This is a genomic window from Francisella-like endosymbiont, from assembly GCF_003069505.1.
GTDB lineage: Bacteria > Pseudomonadota > Gammaproteobacteria > Francisellales > Francisellaceae > Francisella.
Map to the genome: position 1 here is coordinate 41,525 of NZ_QAPC01000005.1, position 19,271 is coordinate 60,795.

Here is a 19,271-nt window from a genome sequence, read left to right on the forward strand (position 1 = left end):
CAGCGTATCTAATCTATAAGTTACTTTATATAGTATAATTGTTTTAGTTGTTATTTTTTATAGTAATACTATATTAGAAATTGATTTTTATGATATTTTAGCTATTGTTATGTCTTAGTAGTAACAAAGTAATCATCCATATATAAATATTTACAAGTATTAGATATCTAAACTACAATGACACAAGTTAACGATTAATAGGCATAATATGAGAATTTTATCAGTCCAAGATATGGCAAAAATAGAGCAAATACATGATTTTAATAATTTCATAACAGATCTTGTTGAGTATATAAAACAAGATTTTATTTGCTGAAGTGAATTTGATAAGTCTCCACGCTATGCAGCACATGTACTAGGTGGCGTTTTAGAACTTATGCCGACAGCAGATAAGAAACTATTTACCTATAAGTATGTAAATGGTCATCCAGGTAATATAAAATATGTTAAACAAACAGTAATTGCTACAGGACAGCTTAGTGAAATCAAGTATGGTTATCCATTTTTAATATCTTAAATGACAATTCTTACTGCACTAAGAACAACAGCTACAACAATTTTAGCAACTGATTATCTAGCGCGTAAAGATAGTAAAACGATGGTACTAATAGGTATAGGAGCACAGAGTGAGTTTCAAACTTTAGCACATAAATTGATTAGATCTATACAGACAGTTAGATATTTTGATATAGATCAACAAACTATAAAAAATATGCTAATAATATGAAAGATGTCGATCTTGAATTTATAGCATGTGATAGTGCTAAAGAGGCTTGTGAAGGTGCTGATAATTATCGTTGTATGCACTGCATGTAAAATTCATGCAATTGTTATTGAAAATGAATGTATCAAAGAAGGTGTTCATATCAGTGGTCTAGGTGGCTTGCCCTGGTAAAACTGAGCTTGATATTGAGGGGTAAGGTTGTAGTTGAGTATAAGAGCAGTCAATGATTGAGGGCGAAATTCAAAATTTATCTCCGCAAGAGGTAGAACAAGTACTTCATGCTGAAGTTTGGGAAATCTTAACAGGCAGAAAGGGCATGAAAATGATAAGGAAATCACAATCTACATTCTGTAGGTTTTGCAATTGAAGATTTCTCCACTTTACTCTTAACTTTAGATCTAGCTGAAAAATATGATATTGGCAGTCAGATGGACATGGTTCCGCCAATAAAAGAGCCTAAAAACTTATTTTCAGTTCTTTAATCTATATTTATTATTTTATTCTCATCCTATATAAGTTTATAATTTCTGTTATTTACTAGTAAATTATATTATGAGTTTTGATAACCTGCTTCTAATGACAGATAGTTATAAGCATTCACATCCGTATCAATATCCTAAAGATACTAGCTATCTACATTTTTATCTAGAAAGTCGTGGTACAGCAAATCAAGATTTAGGTAATCATACTAAGTTTTTTGGCTTGCAATATTATATAAAAAAATATTTATCTCAACCGATAACTCAACAAATGATAGATGCTGCAGAGAAAATCTTATTAGCTCATGGGTTACCATTTTATCGCGTTGGATTTGAGAAGATATTAAATATTTACAATGGTTATTTACCAATTAGAATTCGTGCAGTTAGAGAGGGTAGTCTAGTTCCTTTGCATAATGTTTTGATGACTATAGAAAGTACCGATAAAGAACTATTTTGGTTACCTGGATTTGCTGAGACTTTACTTTTAAAAGTATGGTATCCAACAACTGTAGCAACAATTAGTTTTAATATAAAACAGGTAATAAAGAAATATCTATTTGAGACAGCAGATAGTTTAGATAAATTAGACTTTATGCTTCATGATTTTGGTTATAGAGGTGTTTCGTCAGAAGAGTCAGCTGGGATTGGCGGTGCGGCACATCTAACTAATTTTTTAGGTACAGATACATTAGCAGCATTACATGTTTGTAAAGAATTTTATGCTGAGAATATGGCTGGATTTTCAATTCCTGCGAGTGAACATTCAACTATGACAAGCTGGGGTGTCGGCACTGAGTGTGAGCATCAGGCTTTTGAAAATATGATAACACAATTTGGTGATAATAGTATTTTATATGCTTGTGTTTCTGATAGTTGGGACTTCAAAAAAGCAATTCAAACATGGATTGATTTAAAGGATAAGGTTACAGCTAAAAAAGCAAATTTAGTTATTCGCCCTGATTCTGGAGATGCGGTTGATAATATCTTATATGCATTATGTGAGTTAGATAAAGGTTATGGTAGTAGGTTAAACTCTAAAGGATACAAAGTTCTAAATAGAGTCGCTTTGATTCAAGGTGATAGCGTAAGTATTAGCTTAGCAAAGAAAGTTTTAGCAGCGATGAAAGCAAAAGGTTACTCAGCGGAGAATATGGCTTTTGGTATGGGTGGGGCGTTGTTGCAAGGTAATCATGAATCATCAGTAAATAGAGATAGTTTCAAATTTGCAATCAAGTGTTCAGCAATTATGCGTGGAAATACTCTAATAGGTGTCAAAAAAGAACCTATTACAGATCTAGCTAAAAAATCAAAACAGGGGCGTCTTGATTTAATAAAAGATGATAAGGGAAATTATAAAACTATAGTTCTTGATGACAGTTATGCTCTTGGTGAATACCACCATGAGACACAACTACAAACATATTATGATAATGGTGAAATCAAGTTTGAGCAGAGTTTAGCTCAGATACGCAATTACAGTAACTAAAGTTAATTATATAATTTGTTTGCTTTTATCTCTTAGTAGGTATACAGTTAGGTTATAAATCAAAAATGCTAGGAGCATTTATATGTTAGAACATCATCGACTAGTCAAAGAATTCCCTGAGTTAAGAGAGCAATTAAATAATATTAAAGAAGATTATCATATCAGTAACCAGATGAAAAAATATGAAGAGCTAAAAAAATATATAATCTCGAAAGTACTGGTATGTTCGAGGATTCACAACTTGAAGATCTTAAAAAGCAAAGACTAGAAATTAAAGATATGCTTTATAAATCACTAAAAATATTATTTAAGTAAAATCTCCAATAAGTAACTTTTCCTTTAATTTCTTATAAAACTTTGGCTTTATTTAGTATATCATTTATAGTTATGAGGTTATTAATTAATTGTTAAGTACTTAATTCAAATTTATAATAAAGAGAATCTAATGCTAGTAACTCAATACCAAAAAATAGTCATAACCCTAATAATCTTAAGAGGTATTTGCTCTGGATTTGATATAGGCGTGATCTCAATGTACATTAACATTTATAAAAGAGGAGTTATCCCTTAATCTTACGCAACTATTGGAAATAGCTGGTATTGTATTTTTTGGTGCACTGATATCGAAGTTTATATCAGGACCTTTAATGAATTTTTTAAGTAGAAAAAATGTTTGAGCTGAGGCATTCCTATTTACAGTTTCTATGGTTTTGATGATGTTTTCTAATGCTTATACAACATTATATTATCAATGCTTCTACGAGGAATATCAATAGGATTTTTATTAACGGTAATTCCGGTTTATATCTCAGAAACTAGTGTAGCTAAATTTCGTGGTAGAGCAATGGAGTATTTCAGTTATTTCTAGTTTCTGGAATTTTCTTAGCCAACTTTTTTTGCTATGGTATTTGGGTTGTGTCTAGAGTGTGTATCTGGTTAGTTTTATCAGAGGTTTTGCCTGTACATATACGTGATATTGGAATATCTGTGGTTCTGGTTTCAAAAGCACTTATAGAGAGTATGTTTATTTCAAGGGTTTTGGATCTTACTCATAATTATGGTTATGCACCAGTGTTATATTTTATGGGAGCTTGTATTGTTGAATTTATCGTTATTGTGTATAAATTTTTACCAGAAATGGCAAATAAAGAACTTATTTAAGATGTGCGACTAAATCTTCAAGATTGTAACTAGAGATATTTTTTTGTTTGGTATGATGTTCTTCTAAAAGTGCAAAATCCGCATCTGCATAAGCACATAAATCACCTTGTTCATTATATATATTAACCTTAATCCAAACGGTTGTGCGACCCTTACGAATAATAGTAGTTTTGAATATATGTTCTACCTTACTATAAGTTGGTTTTAGGTACTTGATATTTAAGTTGCGAGTCATACAAAATGACTTACTAATACTTAAAACATGCTTGCCAAGAATATAATCACAGATTAATGCGATAATACACCATGAATGACATTATCCCAACCAACATGATTCGGTAAGCATTTGAATCTGGTGTACGTTCACCGATATAATACAGAGGTAATTGTATGCCAAGAGGATTTTTATCTATCTTACTAAAGCAAGTAAAATCCCATGGAAAATCAATTGGTGTGTAATTACTTAAATCTATCATTTTAGTTAGCCTATAATTAATTTAGAATTTGGTTATATAAGTTTAGCTATTTATATAGGTTGCTTAGCTTTAATGTACATTAAAATTAGCATGCTTCAATAATACCTGCAGCGCCCATACCAGTACCGATACACATTGTAATCATAGCATATTTTTTACCAGTACGATGTAGTCCATGTAGGGCTTTGACTGTTAGTATAGCTCCAGTTGCGCCAAGCGGGTGACCCAAAGCAATAGCACCACCACAAGGGTTAACTTTGTTTTTATCAAGCTTTAAATCATTAATAACAGCTAATGATTGTGCAGCAAAAGCTTCATTTAGCTCAATCCAGTCAATATCATCAATATTTAAGTTAGTTTGTTTAAGTACTTTTGGTATAGCCTTAATTGGTCCTATTCCCATAATGCGTGGATCAACACCAGCTACAGCAAATCCTAGAAATTGACCTAAAGGTTTTAGATTGTGTTCTTTAAGATATTTTTCGCTAACCAAAATTACTGCTGCAGCACCATCTGATACTTGTGAGCTATTACCTGCAGTAACTGAGCCGCCATATGCAAAAGCTGGTTTTAACTTAGTCAAAGCTTCTAAAGAAGTATCTTTACGTGTACCTTCATCAACTGTTATAGTTTGTTTGTAATTGATGATGTCACCTGTTTCTTCATTTGGTTTAAAATGATCAACATCGATAGGTAGAATTTCATCTTTGAAATAACCATTCTCAATTGCATTGATAGCTTTTTGATGACTTTCAAGGGCAAAAGCATCTTGATCTTGTCGTGATACATTCCAATCTTTAGCAACCATTTCAGCAGTGATACCCATACCATAAGCAATAGCAACATTTTCATCCTTAGCAAAGATCTCTTTGCTAAAAGACATCTTATTCCCACCAAATGGAATCATACTCATACTTTCAACACCACCACCAATAGCAACATCGATGTTACCTAGAGCAATCTCATTCGCGGCAATAGCAATAGATTGTAAACCAGAGCTACAATAGCGATTAATCGTAAAAGCAGGGACAATATTAGGTAATCCTGATAAAAGTGAAGAAATTCTTGCTACATTGAGACCTTGTTCAGCTTCAGGCATAGCACAGCCTACAACGATATCCTCTATGTCATTAGGATTAATATTGGATTCAGCGACTGTTTTTTTAAGTACATCTGCTAGTAACTCATCAGGACGTTTTTTCGCAAAACCACCTTTTTTACCTTTTGTAACAGCAGAGCGTTTTGCAGCGACTATATATACGTTTTCACTCATGACAATTACTCCTTAATTTCTTAGTGGTTTGCCAGTTTCTAGCATATATTTCATTCTAGCTTCTGTTTTTTCAGATACTGCTAGTTCTTTGAAGTTTATTAACTCTCTTTCTAGTAGCCAATCTTCAGAAACTTCAGTATCTTTTTCTATTTGACCACCACACATAGTATCAGCTAGATTTACAGCAATTTTATAATCATGTTCAGATATCTGATTACCATCACGCATATTTACTAGTAGAGCTTTGATCGTAGCAATACCAGTTTCACCAAATACAGGAACTTTTTGTTTTAAAGGAGGTTGGTAACCAGCCAAAGCCATTAGTTGAGCTTTCTTAATAGCTACTAGTAATATTTCTTTAATGTTCATTACAATTATATCATCATCGCGTAAAAAGCCCATTTCTTTGGCTTCATAAGCGCTTTTAGCAACTTGTGCCAGAGCAAGGTTTCTATAGAGACGCTCAAAGTCTTTCCAATAGTCTTGAGCTTTTGATGCTCTAACAGTCATTTCTTTGGAGCCACCCCAACCAGGGATAATTCCTAACGCGGCTTCAACAAGACCTATATAGCTTTCATAGGCAGCTACAGCAGCATCACTATGTAAGACAGTTTCACAACCACCACCAAATGCAAAACCTTTGACAGCTGCTACAACAGGTATTTTACTATAACGTAATTTTTTGCTGATAATTCTGTGACCCTTACGAATTACTTCTTCAATAGCAGCTTTACCATTCATCGCAAATTTTATAACAAACTCTTCTAAGTTGGCACCTACTGAAAAGACATCTTGTTCTTGCCAAATAACAATCCCATCAAGATTTTCTTCAGCATAGTTAATAGATTCAGATATGCCATCTAAAACATCATCACCAATAGCACACATTTTGCTCTTAAATGATAGTATCCCAATATTGCTATAATCATCTATTTGCCATAGTTTGACACCATCATTTTCATAAAGTATTTGAGTATTTAGCGTAGTTGTATGCTCAATTACATTATCAGGGAAGAGTTGGCGTTTATAGACATCTAGGCTATTACGAGATATTAGTGTTTTATCATCGAAACTAAACTCTTTATTATTTTGATAAACACCGATATCTAGAGTATCAACCCAACTAGGTAGAGTATTTGTTGATAAAGCTTTGCCTGCTGATATATCTTCTTTTAGCCAAGTAGTAACTTTATGCCAGCTAGCAAGTTGCCATATTTCAAAGATACCTTGTTTCCAACCGAATCCCCAACGAATTGCCAAATCCATATCTTTAGGAAAGTTAGAAATATCTCCTACTAGATGAGCAGCATATAAGAACATCTCTCTAAAAGTTGCCCATAGGAATTGAGCTTGAGGGTTGTTACTATTGCGTAAACCTTCAAGCTTTTTACTCCAATATCTTTCAGCTAAAATATCTAAGACTTCTTTATCAGCTTTTTTATCAGCAGGGAGATATTCTCCAGTATCTAAATTAAGTATTTTGATACCATCGGTTTCTTTTATGTATATACCTTTTTTGGTTTTTTGACCAAGTGAACCATTATCGATTAAATCTTGAATCCAACTAGGTGTTTCGTATAATTTTTGCCAATCATCTTCTAGATTATATTTCATGGTCTTAACAACGTGAGATAGTACATCTAAACCAACTAAGTCTGCAGTTCGGTAAGTAGCACTTTTAGCACGACCTAGTTTTTTACCTGTAAGCTCATCAACAACTTCTAAGGGGATATTCATTTGCTCAGTGTAGTAGCAAGTAACAAGCATCGAGAATATACCTAAGCGATTTGCGATGAAATTTGGAGTATCTTTAGCACGGATGATACTTTTGCCAAGTTTTTCAACCAAGAATGTTTCTAGTTTATCTAAAATTTCAACATTAGTATTTGCATGTGGAATTAGCTCGACTAGAGGCATATATCGAGGAGGATTGAAAAAGTGCACACCACAAAAATTAACTTTTAGATTTTCTGGTAATACTTCAGCAAGCTTTGTGATACTTAAACCAGAAGTATTCGATGCTAAAATAGCATTTTCTTTTATATGACTAGAAACCTTTGTATATAAGTTTTCTTTTATATCTATACGTTCAGCCACAGCTTCTATAATTAAGTCACAATCTGCCAAAAGATCAAGATTATCTTCATAGTTTGCTGGAGTAATATACTTGATAGCATCTTTTGAACCAAAAAGGGTTGGATTAAACTTAGTAAGCTTTGCTAAAGAATCTTCAATAATAGCATTAGGATTATCTTGTTGAGATCTTAAATCAAAAAGTACAACTGGAAATCTAGCATTTGCAAAGTGAGTGGCAATTTGTGTTCCCATTGTTCCGGCACCAAGTACAGCAATTTTATCAATAGCTTTACGCTGTGATTTATGTTCTACAGGTTCCAGTTTATTTGTCACTGTGGTTGGCTTACTACTATCACTTTCTCCAGCAGGAAGATACTCGTTGCCAAAAACCTTTAAGTAACCGTGCATAGCATCTTCTTTCGACATACCTTTAATTGCATCCCACGCCATCCATTTAGCACGCTCAACCATCTTTAAAGCCGAAGGTTTTTTAGTATTGTTATCTCCTTCTTTAACTTGCTTATAAAAAGCATACAGTTTTAGTTTTTGACTATTATCAGGCTTAAAATCAATAGTCGCATCACGAACAGCTACTAGGATTTCTTCAAATTTCTTTTCTAACTCCGTCATATTGTCCTCTCAATGTCTATATCTGCATCATTTTTAGATTCCGCATTTAGGCGGAATGGCATTGATACACTATTTTTCAGGATTTTTCTGCCATTCTGGATGAGCATTTTTAGGTCCTAGAGCATAATCATCAAACTCATCTGTTTGAATAATATTATCAACCTTAGTAAGCATTTCTTTAACAGTATTAGCTTCTTGTTGTGAGATGATTTTATTTTCTATAGCTGCATCAATACAGTTTGACCAGTTAGTTTTAGGTAATTTATCAGCCTTAATCGCATCAGTTATTTTTTTCTTGATAGTATGAGTTGCTAACGATGCTAAGTATGCATTTTCAACTCTACCGATCGGATCATTATCATCATTAGGAATATAACATTTATTCTTCATAGATTGTCTAGTGGCACTGTTACTAACTAATGATTTACAGATTTGCGTTTCAAGTTTGTCTGAAGGTCTTCTGAACTTTTTACCATAAGGAAAAACAAAAAGTTTCATTTTAGTAGCAAATAGTCTATTTGGGAAGTTTCTAAATAAATCTAGCATTGCTTGTTGAGCTTGGTATAGACAATGTTGGACACTCCAATCGACAAAAATATCATCACTTTGAGGCTCATCGGTATCTTTATAGTATTTCAATACAGCAACAGCCATATACAGGTAACTCATAATATCGCCTAGACGAGCTGATAATCTTTCTTTACGCTTCAGACCTGCTCCTAAAACAGTTATTGAAATATCATTAACATAAGAGTATGCCGTACTCATATGTGAAATATAGCGATAGTAACGTTTAAACTTAGAAGGGTAGCTAGGAGCAGTGAAACCACCACTTAAACCATACCAAAGTGTGCGTGTACCGTTGAGAGCCATATATTTAAAATGACTTTTAAAATTACTAATAAATTGCTCTTCATCATCATTCATCAATCTTTCTATCTCATCACGTATGTATGGATGGCATTTCATCGCTCCTTGACCAAAGATCATCAGATTTCGTGTCATAATATTGGCGCCTTCTACGGTTATACCAATTGGCGTAGCCATATACGGAATAGCAAGATAGTTATTTGGCCCCATAATAATCGCACGGCCACCATGGATATCCATGGCATTGTTGATAGTAATACGACCCATCTCGGTTAGATGATACTTGGCTATAGCAGATGATACTGATGGTCGAATATCACTATCAACAGCTGCAACTGTAAATTGACGAGTTGCATTAGCGATATATGCAAGCCCAGCAATTTCAGCAAGTTTTTCTTGGACACCTTCAAACTGGGCAATTGGAACTTTGAACTGTTCACGTACACTAGCATAAGCAGCTGTCATAACTGTAGACATTAGTGTGTTAGCTGTGCCACAGGCTGGTAATGAAATTGCTCTACCTATAGACAAACACTCAACTATCATGCGCCAGCCTTCACCAGCCATTTTTTGTCCACCAATTATCCGATCAATCGGAATAAAAACATCTTTAGCTTTGATATAGCCATTCATAAAAGCCTGTCCAAGCGGAAAACCACGTCTGCCAATTTCTAGGCCTTTATAGTTATATGGTAGTAGTGCACATGTTATGCCTTCTTTACCGCTGCCATCAAGTAAGTTATCAGGATCTTGTAATTGAAAAGCTAAGCCAACTAGGGTAGCTATAGGAGCTAATGTGATATAGCGTTTATTAATATTTTTTAGCTTGATGCCGAGAGTTTTTTGACCATTGAAATCTTCATAGCAAACAACACCATAATCAGGTAGCGAGGTTGCATCAGACCCAGCTTTAGGACCAGTCAATGCAAAACAAGGTATTTCTTGACCAGTTGCTAGTCTTGGTAGATAATGATCTTTTTGCTCATCTGTACCATAGTGGACTAAAAGCTCACCTGGACCTAGTGAATTTGGTACCATCACTGTAATTGCAGCAGTGACACTTTTTGTTGCTAGTTTCATTACAATCTCAGAATGAGCCGCAGCTGAGAAACCTTTACCACCATAATCCTTACTAATGACTAAGCCTAAGAAACCTTTAGTTCGGATAAAATCCCAAGCCTCAATACTCAGATCTTTTTGTTGATAATTTATTTGCCAATCATCAAGCATTTCACATAATCGGTTTGTTTCATTTTCTAAAAATGACTTTTCTTCTGCAGTAAGTTCAAATTTTTTTAAGCTGTGTAGCTTGTTAAAATCAGGTTTACCTTGAAATATATCTTGTTCAAACCAATTATCACCAGCATTAAGGGCAGTTTGTTCTGTTTGCGAAATTACCGGCGTGGCTTTTTTGGCTATCTTATAAATCTTGTTGAACATTTTAGCTCCTTAAGCAGCAAGCTGTTTAATTTATTTATTGTTCATACTTATCAGCATATTCTTTTTGTAATGCATTTACATCTATTTTCCAACAGTATCTTTAGGTAACTCATCTTTGAAGATTACTTTTCGTGGTAATTTGTAGTGAGCTAGTTTAGTCTCACAGTACTCAAATATTTGTTTTTCGGTTAGTTTACTACCTTGTTTAACAACCACAAAAGCAACTGGCATTTCACCTGTTTCATCAGAATGTCCTCTAATAACTGCTGCATCTTCGATTTCAGCTTTTTCGGTTAGTATTAGTTCAATTTCTTTAGGAAAAACATTAAAACCTGAGACAATAATCATATGTTTTATTCGTCCAGATATCACTAAACGACCTTGCTCATCGAGATAACCCAATCGCCAGTTTTTAACCAGCCATCATTAGTAAAATGCTCTTTGTTTATCTCTGGCAAACTCCAAAAGCCAGGGTTTTTGGGGTCCAGTAACCCAAATCTCACCTGTTTCGCCTTGTGGTAACTCATTACCATTATAATCATATATTTTTAATATCAGTATTAGGTAGAGGGAATCCAACACTACCATTAAAGTTTGAGTTTTCAAGAGAGTTGACAGTAACTACAGGGGACATCTCAGATAATCCATAGCCTTCCTTAATCTCAACCCCGGTAACTTTTTTCCATTCATTCACTACAGCTTCGAGAGTTGACATGCTACCACTTATAGATAGTTTAAAATTGTTAAATTTACTTTTTCTAAATTTTTGATTGTTCAATAACGCGATATAAAGGGTATTTACACCAAAAGTTGTCGAGAAATTATTTTTCCTCATTTCATTAACAAAACTTTTGATATCTCTTGGATTAGGGATAAGAATCTGTAAGGCACCTGAGAAATAAAACAGAAACAAGTTAGCTGTTAGACTAAATATGTGGTATATTGGCAGCGCGTTGATAACTATTTGTTCACTGAGATTTACATCAAATCCTTCTGTCCAAGCTTTTATCTGATAGATATTTGCAACAATATTTCTATGTAAGAGTATAGTGCCTTTAGGTGTGCCAGTGGTACCACTTGAGTATTGCAATGCAGCAATATCATCAGAGGTTATGGTAATTCTTGAGTAGTCTGGTTTATGATCTGAGCTTATTGCAGCAGCAAAAGTATCAAATTTATCTTTTGAGTATTTATTTTTCATACCTTTAAGATACCTTGCTACAAAAGAGATTATTTGTTTCTTAGGGCTTGGGTAAAGATCTGCAATTTTTGTAACCATTAGGTGTTTTAAGTCTTTACATTCATCTGCAATAGCTTCAACATTATGAGATAGTGCTGATAGCACGATAATTCCTTTCGCTTTTGAATCTTGGAGAATTCCTTTAATTTCTCTACTGGTATAGAGTGGATTTATATTGATAAAAACACAACCTAGCTTTATCAAAGCAAAAATTACTATAGGAAACTGTAAAATATTTGGCAGCATAATCGCGATATGGTCACTTTTTTGCAGCTGCCAGTTGTTTTGTAAGAACCCAGCAAATTTATTGGTATAGTTATCAACGTTGTTAAATGTTATTTTCTCACCATGGCATACTAGTGCGTCATTATTAGCGAAATCTTGATTGACGCCTTTGAGCATATCGTTTAAAATTATATTAGGAATATCTATAGACAGAGGTACTTGTTTGGGGTAGTTTCTGTTCCATGGTTTAGTGATCATAAGGACCTCCTGAAGCTTTTTAGATTAGTTACTAAAGTTATTTTTTATATTGTTAAGCCTCTGAATATCTATTTTAAAACTAACTTTATTAACCCTAGTAAACATTATATAATATTTACCTATGTTGATACATTAAATAAACTTAATTAATTATTTTTTTATGACTTCTACACCAATGTAATTGTATAATTATAAATATCCCAAGTGTATTATACTGTTATGAAAATTTATCATAATCCAAAATGTTCAAAATCACGCCAAGCTAAGCAAATTCTAGATCAAAATGATATCAATTATGAGATACATTTATATCTAGATAAGCCTTTTCAAAAGAGGAGATCGTAGCACTACTTCAAAAGCTTAAGCTTTCGATAAAAGATATAGTTCGTACTAAAGAAAATATTTGGAAAGAAAATTTTAGCGATAAAGAATTTACAGAAACTGAACTTATCGAGATTGTTGCAGCTAACCCTAGGCTTTTAGAACGACCAATAATTGAGCATAAGGATTTTGCAGTAGTTGCAAGGTCTGATGAGAAAATACAAGAGATATTAAATACCTATTAGCTTTATGTTAGTATTTGAGGAAATGAAATTCTATCTATAGGAGATTTTAATGCATAAAATATTTTATACATTCACAGATGAAGCTCCAGCATTAGCAACTAGATCATTTTTACCAATAGTTGAGAGCTTTACTAAAGTCGCGGATATCAAGCTAGAAACCAAAGATATTTCTCTAGCAGCGCGTATTCTAGCAAATTTTAACGACTATCTATATGATGAACAAAAGCAGTCTGATGATTTATCAATACTTGGAGAACTAGCAAAAACTCCTGATGCAAATATTATCAAGCTACCTAATATTAGTGCTTCAATACCACAATTGATAGCGGCAATTAAAGAACTTCAGTCAAAAGGTTATAAAATACCTGATTATCCATTTGAGCCAAAAGATGACAAAGAGCAAAAAATTAAATCACGCTATGTAAAAGTTCTAGGTAGCGCAGTAAATCCAGTTTTAAGAGAGGGTAACTCTGACCGTAGAGCAGCTGATGCAGTTAAAAGATATGCTGAAAAACATCCACATTCTATGGGTGAGTGGACAAAAGATTCAAAATCACATGTTGCGAGTATGGTTGATAATGATTTCTATGCTAATGAGAAATCTTATATAGTGCCAAAAGCGACTAAGGTTAAAATAGTACATACAGATACTAAAGGCACTCAAAAAGTTCTTAAAGAAAATTTTGCATTAGAAAAAAAAGAGATTATTGATGCTACTAAGATATCTGTTAAAGCTTTAAGAGAATTTTATAAAACAGAAATTGCTAAAGCTAAAAAAGAGAGTACTTTACTATCACTTCATTTGAAAGCTACAATGATGAAAGTTTCTGATCCAATATTATTTGGTCATGCTGTAGAGATTTTCTTTGAAGATGTTTTCAAAAAATATGCTAAAGAATTTAAAGAGCTTGGTGTGAATCCTCGTAATGGTTGGGGTGATGCGGTAGAGAAAATCAAGCAACTACCTCAAGATCTCCAAGATAAAATTAATGCTGATATTGAAAAAGTATTTGTAAAACAGCCTGATTTAGCAATGGTAAACTCTGATAAAGGTATCACCAATCTCAATGTGCCAAGTGATGTGATTATTGATGCCTCAATGCCAGTAGCTATCCGTTCATCTGGTAAGATGTGGAATAAAGCTGGCAAGCTTCAAGATATAAAAGCGATGATTCCTGATAGGTGTTATGCTGGAGTATATGCTGCAACTATTGATTTCTGTAAAGAAAATGGTGCTTTTGATGTTGCGACTATGGGTGATGTTTCGAATGTTGGTCTAATGGCGAAAAAGGCTGAGGAGTATGGCTCACATGATAAGACATTTGAGATTCAAGCTGATGGTAAAGTTGAAGTTATCGATGCTGATGGTAATGTGATATTTGAACATCAAGTCGACAAAGGTGATATTTGGCGTGCTTGTCAGACAAAAGATATCGCTGTTAAGGACTGGGTTAAACTAGCTGTTAATAGAGCTAAAGTAACCCAGAATCCAGCAATTTTTTGGTTAGATTCAAAAAGAGCACATGATAGAAACCTAATTGCCAAGGTTAATGAATATCTAATTTTACATGATACAACTGGTTTAGATATCCAAATCTTATCACCGATAGAGGCGACTAAGTACTCTTTAAAAAGAATGAAAGCTGGCAAAAATACGATTTCTGTTACAGGTAATGTCTTGAGGGATTACTTAACTGATCTTTTCCCAATTCTAGAACTTGGCACAAGTGCTAAGATGCTGTCAATTGTACCACTTCTAGCAGGTGGTGGTTTATTTGAAACAGGTGCTGGTGGTTCTGCACCGAAACATGTTGAGCAGCTTATTGAAGAGAACCATTTAAGATGGGATTCTCTTGGAGAGTTCTTAGCTTTAGGAGCATCTTTAGAGGATTTAGCTATCAAAACAAGAGATGCTAAGATTAGAGTATTAGCAGAGGCGTTATCTCAAGCAAATAAGGATTTTTTAGATAATGATAAGTCGCCACGTCGTAAAGTTGGTGAGCTTGATACTCGAGGAAGCCATTTTTATTTAGCTTTCTACTGGGTTAAGGCTCTTGCTGAGCAAACAGATGATGCTGAGCTAAAAAATAAGTTTGTGCCAATTTATACAGAGCTAAAAGCAAATGAAGATAAAATTGTCAAAGAGATAAATGATGCTCAAGGTAAAAAAGTTGATGTTGGTGGCTACTATCATATGGATAGAGCAAAACTAGATGCGGTAATGAGGCCTAGTAAGACTCTAAATGCAATTCTAGCAAAGCTTTGATTCTTTATTAAATCAATTATCTTTTATTCATGTTATAATTCTTTCTTAAGAATATAAATTTCTATTGATTACTATGAAGCTAAAAGCTTTCTTCTCATTATTAGAGCTTTTCTGGAATATTTTAAAAGATATTATTGTTTTAGTTTTGTTAGCTGTTTTTGTTTTTATAAGTAAAACCATCATGTTGGTTTTAAGATTACTTAATAAAATTCTAAAACTAACAGGTATAAAAAAGCGATTAATTAAATAGAATGAACATAAATAAAAGTTTATATAGTGATTATATTAATCAAATACCAACTAAATTACGCGCTAAATATATAGCAATCTTTAAAACTAAAAAAATCCAGACATTGAGATTATTGCTGAGTTAAAGTCTTTGGTTGCATTATAACTAATCAGCAAAATTTACCTAAGATAACTTATCCAGATTTACTGTTAGTAACAAAGTTGAGCAGATAAAAAAACTTATCAAATAGAATCAAATTATAGTTGTCGCAGGTGAGACAGGCTCAGGTAAATCAACTCAATTACCTAAAATATGTCTAGATCTTGGTTTAGGAAAGCGTGGTTTGATAGGGCATATTCAGCCTAGAAGACTTGCAGCTAGAGCTATAGCTACTAGAATTGCTGCAGAAATTAGTTATCAGTCAAAAGTTGCCTATAAAATTCGCTTTAGTGATCAAAGTGATGAAAATACTTTAATAAAGGTAATGACTGATGGCGTATTACTCTCTGAGATAAAAAATGATAGATTTTTGTCACAATATGAAGTAATTATTATAGATGAGGCTCATGAGAGAAGTTTAAATATTGACTTCTTACTTGGGTATATAAAGAAGATTTTACCTTTTAGACCTGATCTTAAGATTATTATAACTTCGGCAACTATTGATTATCACAAGTTTATAACATTTTTTAATAATGCTAAAGCTATTACAATCAGCGGTAGAACTTACCCGGTAGAAATCGGTTATCAAAATGATGAGGTTTTTAATGAGTTTTCACTACAGGAAAGAATTTTATATGCTATTGATGAACTTGGTAGTGGTGATATATTAGTTTTTTTACCAACAGAAAGAGATATTCATGAAACTTTAGCATATCTGAATAAGCAAGATCTTAAATTTACAGAAGTTTTACCTTTATTCTCTAGGCTATCAAATAAAGATCAAAACAAAATTTTTAATCCTGAGTGTTCTACACGCAGAATTATTTTAGCGACAAATGTAGCCGAGACTTCTTTGACAGTGCCACGCATAAAGTATGTTATAGATTCGGGTTTAGCTAGGATAAGTAGATATAGTTATCGCACAAAAGTACCACGCTTACCAATAGAAAAAATCTCGCAAGCAAGTGCTAATCAAAGGGCAGGACGTTGTGGTAGGTTATCTGCAGGGATTTGCGTAAGGCTATATAGCGAAGAAGACTTTAATAATCGTAAAGAATTCACAGATCCTGAAATTTTGCGTACTAACCTAGCATCAGTTATTTTGCAGATGTTATTTTTGAGATTAGGCAATATCCAAAATTTTCCTTTTATGGATCCTCCGGATTCGAGATTTATTAAAGATGGCTTTAAGCTTTTATTTGAGCTACAAGCAATTTCAGAACTTAATTATTCAAAGCCTAAAATTACTGATGATGGGATGAAAATGGCAACTATGCCATTAGACCCAAAATTAGCAAAAATAGTTATCGAAGGATATAGACAAAATACTCTTAAAGAGATAGTTTCAATCGTTAGTTTTTTGAGTATTCAAGACCCGCGTGAGCGACCTTTGAATTTTAAACGAAAGGCTGAAGAAATACATTCGCTTGATAAGGATAAGTCTTCAAATTTTATCACTATCCTTAATTTAGCAAATAGATTAAATTCTGATTTAAAAGAATTATCTAATAGAGAGAAAAAAGAATATTTTAAAAAGAATTTTATTTCACCAGTTAGATTTAATGAGTGGAATGATATTTATCGACAAATATTGAGGTTGTTCATCAGTTTAAGTGGAAGTTATCTTCAACCGAAGAATTAAATTACGAAAATCTCCATAAAACTATCGCAAGTGGTTTTTTAAGTAATATTGGCTATAACTATGAAAATGCAGAGTATTTAGGTACTAGGGGCCTTAAATTTTTTGTATTTCCTGGATCTTCACAATTTAAAAGTAAACCTAAATGGATAATGTCGTCTGAAATTATCGAGACAACCAAGATTTATGCTCGTAATGTTGCAAAAATTGAATCGTAGTGGCTAGAGAGCTTGGCAGGACACCTTGTTAAAAAACATTATGATCAACCTGTTTGGAGTAAAAAACGCAGAGCTGTAATAGTAAATGAAAGAGTAACATTGTATGGCTTAGAAATAGTTTCAAAAAGGCTAGTACAATACTCGAAGGTAAATCTTCAAGATGCACGCGAGATTTTTATTCGCGAAGATTTAGTTAATGGTAATTTTGATTCTAAGGCATATTTCTATCAACAAAATCTTAAGCTTATAAATCAAGTTGAAGATCTTGAAAACAAATCGCGTAGAAGAGATATCTTGGTTGGTGAAGAGGTATTATTTGAGCATTATGATGATCTTATTCCAGATGATGTCTATGATGGTGTGACTTTCGATAAATGGTCAAAGACTCTCTCTAAAGAGCAGCAGCAAAATTTTGTTTTTGATATAAAAACGCTGATGCAACATAATGCAGAAGACATTACACAGCAGAAATTTCCTGATGTTTTGAATATTGGTGATATGTATTTACCGTTAGAGTATTATTTTGATTCATTAGATGAGCGAGATGGTATAACTATTACCGTACCTATTGTTTTTCTTAATGATATTAACCTTACAGTAATAGAGTGGGGCGTGTATGGTTTTTTATATGATAGGATTGTCGCGCTACTAAAATCACTACCAAAAAATATCCGCAAAAGCTGTGTACCTGTGCTAACATATGCCCAAGCAATATTTGAATCAATAGACTTTGAAGCTGATAGATATAAACAGTTAAAATCTGTTATTGCAAAACATATTACTCGTATTGTTGGTTTTGTTGTTGATGAAACTATTTGGCACAATCAAGAGCTAGAAAAACACTTGGTACTAAATATAAAAGTTGTTGATGAACAGGGTAAAATTCTAGCTATAGATAAAGACATATATAAGCTAAAACAAAAACTTAAAGACTTAGTGCAGCATCCGCAGCGAATAGTTGAAGATAAAGTTTATAATGATTGGCAGTTTGGTACTATTGAGCATACTAGTCAAATAAGAGAACATGGTATAAATATCAAGGTTTATAATTGTCTTGAAGAGTATCAAGATGGTGTGCGACTAGGATATAAAGCAACAGCTGCAGAAGCTAAAGTTTGTATGCAAAATGCTGTGAAAAAGCTGGTTAAATTACGCTTACAAAGTTATTTATCAAAAAGTATTAAAAACAATGATTTAATAAGCTTATCGATGTCATTGAAATTTATGATTCAAAAGATAGTATTATTAATAAAGCTATTGATTTGAGTTTCTTTACTGAGAATGAATTACCATATTGCCAAAAAAGCTTTGAAGCGCTTTATAATAGAGGCTTAGAGAGTTTTGTAGCTAATAAAACTAAGGTTGAACTACTATTTGCAGAGATAGCTAAAGCAAAAGAGCAACTTGATAGAAAACTTAATGTGAAGAAAATAGCAGTTAATTTTATCGAACTTTTTACAGCTGTCAGAAATGAGCTAAATGAGCTTTTTAGTGACAATTATCTAACACAACCTATGCCTTATTTGCAGAGGTATAAGTATTATATTCAAGCTTTAGAAAACAGATTAGATAAGACTAAACTAAACCTACAAAGAGATAGAGTTTACCAATTAGAAGTTGATGAGCTTAAGGCTAAGCTAGCGAAAAAGATTAACACTAAACACTTTGCTAGTAATAGTGTAGATGTAATCAAGATTAGCTTTCTGATAAAAGAGTTATGGATATCTTGGTATTTGCAAAATGTAAAAACTGTTGAATCAGTTTCATATAAGAAAAATTTAGTTTACATAAACGAGATATAGTTAAGATACTTTGGTATAATCAAACCAGTAATGTCTATTATTTTTTAT

General features: G+C 33.0%; 6 protein-coding genes and 7 pseudogenes. 8 read left to right on the plus strand and 5 right to left on the minus strand.

Going from position 1 to position 19,271, the window contains the following annotated elements; genetic code table 11:
- Nucleotides 1-208 precede the first annotated feature (208 nt).
- The 5 genes and pseudogenes from C9379_RS09005 to C9379_RS07600 all read left to right on the plus strand — a co-directional run bounded on the left by C9379_RS09005 (nt 209) and on the right by C9379_RS07600 (nt 3,853).
- Nucleotides 209-316: an ornithine cyclodeaminase gene (locus tag C9379_RS09005; protein ID WP_318263456.1), complete on the plus strand. Its 108-nt coding sequence runs from the start codon at nt 209-211 to the stop codon at nt 314-316.
- A 60-nt stretch (nt 317-376) separates the two neighbouring features.
- Nucleotides 377-727, plus strand: a pseudogene (locus tag C9379_RS09010) (hypothetical protein).
- Between the two features lie 549 nt (nt 728-1,276).
- Nucleotides 1,277-2,692, plus strand: coding sequence for a nicotinate phosphoribosyltransferase (locus C9379_RS07590; protein ID WP_143385281.1), 1,416 nt, complete (start codon nt 1,277-1,279; stop codon nt 2,690-2,692).
- Nucleotides 2,693-2,774: 82 nt separating this feature from the next.
- Nucleotides 2,775-3,007: pseudogene (locus C9379_RS07595) on the plus strand (DUF465 domain-containing protein).
- A gap of 130 nt (nt 3,008-3,137) precedes the next feature.
- Nucleotides 3,138-3,853 (plus strand): annotated as a pseudogene (locus C9379_RS07600) (MFS transporter).
- Here C9379_RS07600 and C9379_RS07605 read toward each other — a convergent pair.
- The 5 genes and pseudogenes from C9379_RS07605 to C9379_RS07625 form a co-directional block, all read right to left on the minus strand.
- Nucleotides 3,846-4,329 (minus strand): annotated as a pseudogene (locus C9379_RS07605) (PaaI family thioesterase). The pseudogenes C9379_RS07600 and C9379_RS07605 overlap by 8 nt on opposite strands.
- Nucleotides 4,330-4,414: 85 nt before the next feature.
- A complete protein-coding gene (locus tag C9379_RS07610; protein WP_143385280.1) occupies nt 4,415-5,602 on the minus strand; it encodes an acetyl-CoA C-acyltransferase in 1,188 nt (395 codons plus the stop codon).
- A 12-nt stretch (nt 5,603-5,614) separates the two neighbouring features.
- Nucleotides 5,615-8,308, minus strand: coding sequence for an acyl-CoA-binding protein (locus C9379_RS07615; RefSeq protein ID WP_143385279.1), 2,694 nt, complete (start codon nt 8,306-8,308; stop codon nt 5,615-5,617).
- A 69-nt stretch (nt 8,309-8,377) separates the two neighbouring features.
- Nucleotides 8,378-10,618 (minus strand): acyl-CoA dehydrogenase, encoded by a 2,241-nt coding sequence (locus C9379_RS07620; protein ID WP_143385278.1) that lies wholly within the window; start codon nt 10,616-10,618, stop codon nt 8,378-8,380.
- A 34-nt stretch (nt 10,619-10,652) separates the two neighbouring features.
- Nucleotides 10,653-12,341, minus strand: a pseudogene (locus C9379_RS07625) (long-chain-fatty-acid--CoA ligase).
- 219 nt (nt 12,342-12,560) lie between these two features.
- Between C9379_RS07625 and arsC the strand changes: the two are divergent.
- From arsC to hrpA, 3 genes and pseudogenes are all read left to right on the plus strand, one after another.
- Nucleotides 12,561-12,907: pseudogene (gene arsC, locus C9379_RS07630) on the plus strand (arsenate reductase (glutaredoxin)).
- Nucleotides 12,908-12,956: 49 nt separating this feature from the next.
- The gene (locus C9379_RS07635) at nt 12,957-15,173 is read left to right on the plus strand and encodes an NADP-dependent isocitrate dehydrogenase (RefSeq protein ID WP_143385277.1); all 2,217 of its coding nucleotides are present in this window, start codon (nt 12,957-12,959) and stop codon (nt 15,171-15,173) included.
- A gap of 251 nt (nt 15,174-15,424) precedes the next feature.
- A pseudogene (hrpA, locus tag C9379_RS07640) lies at nt 15,425-19,223 on the plus strand (ATP-dependent RNA helicase HrpA).
- The last annotated feature ends 48 nt before the right edge of the window (nt 19,224-19,271 follow it).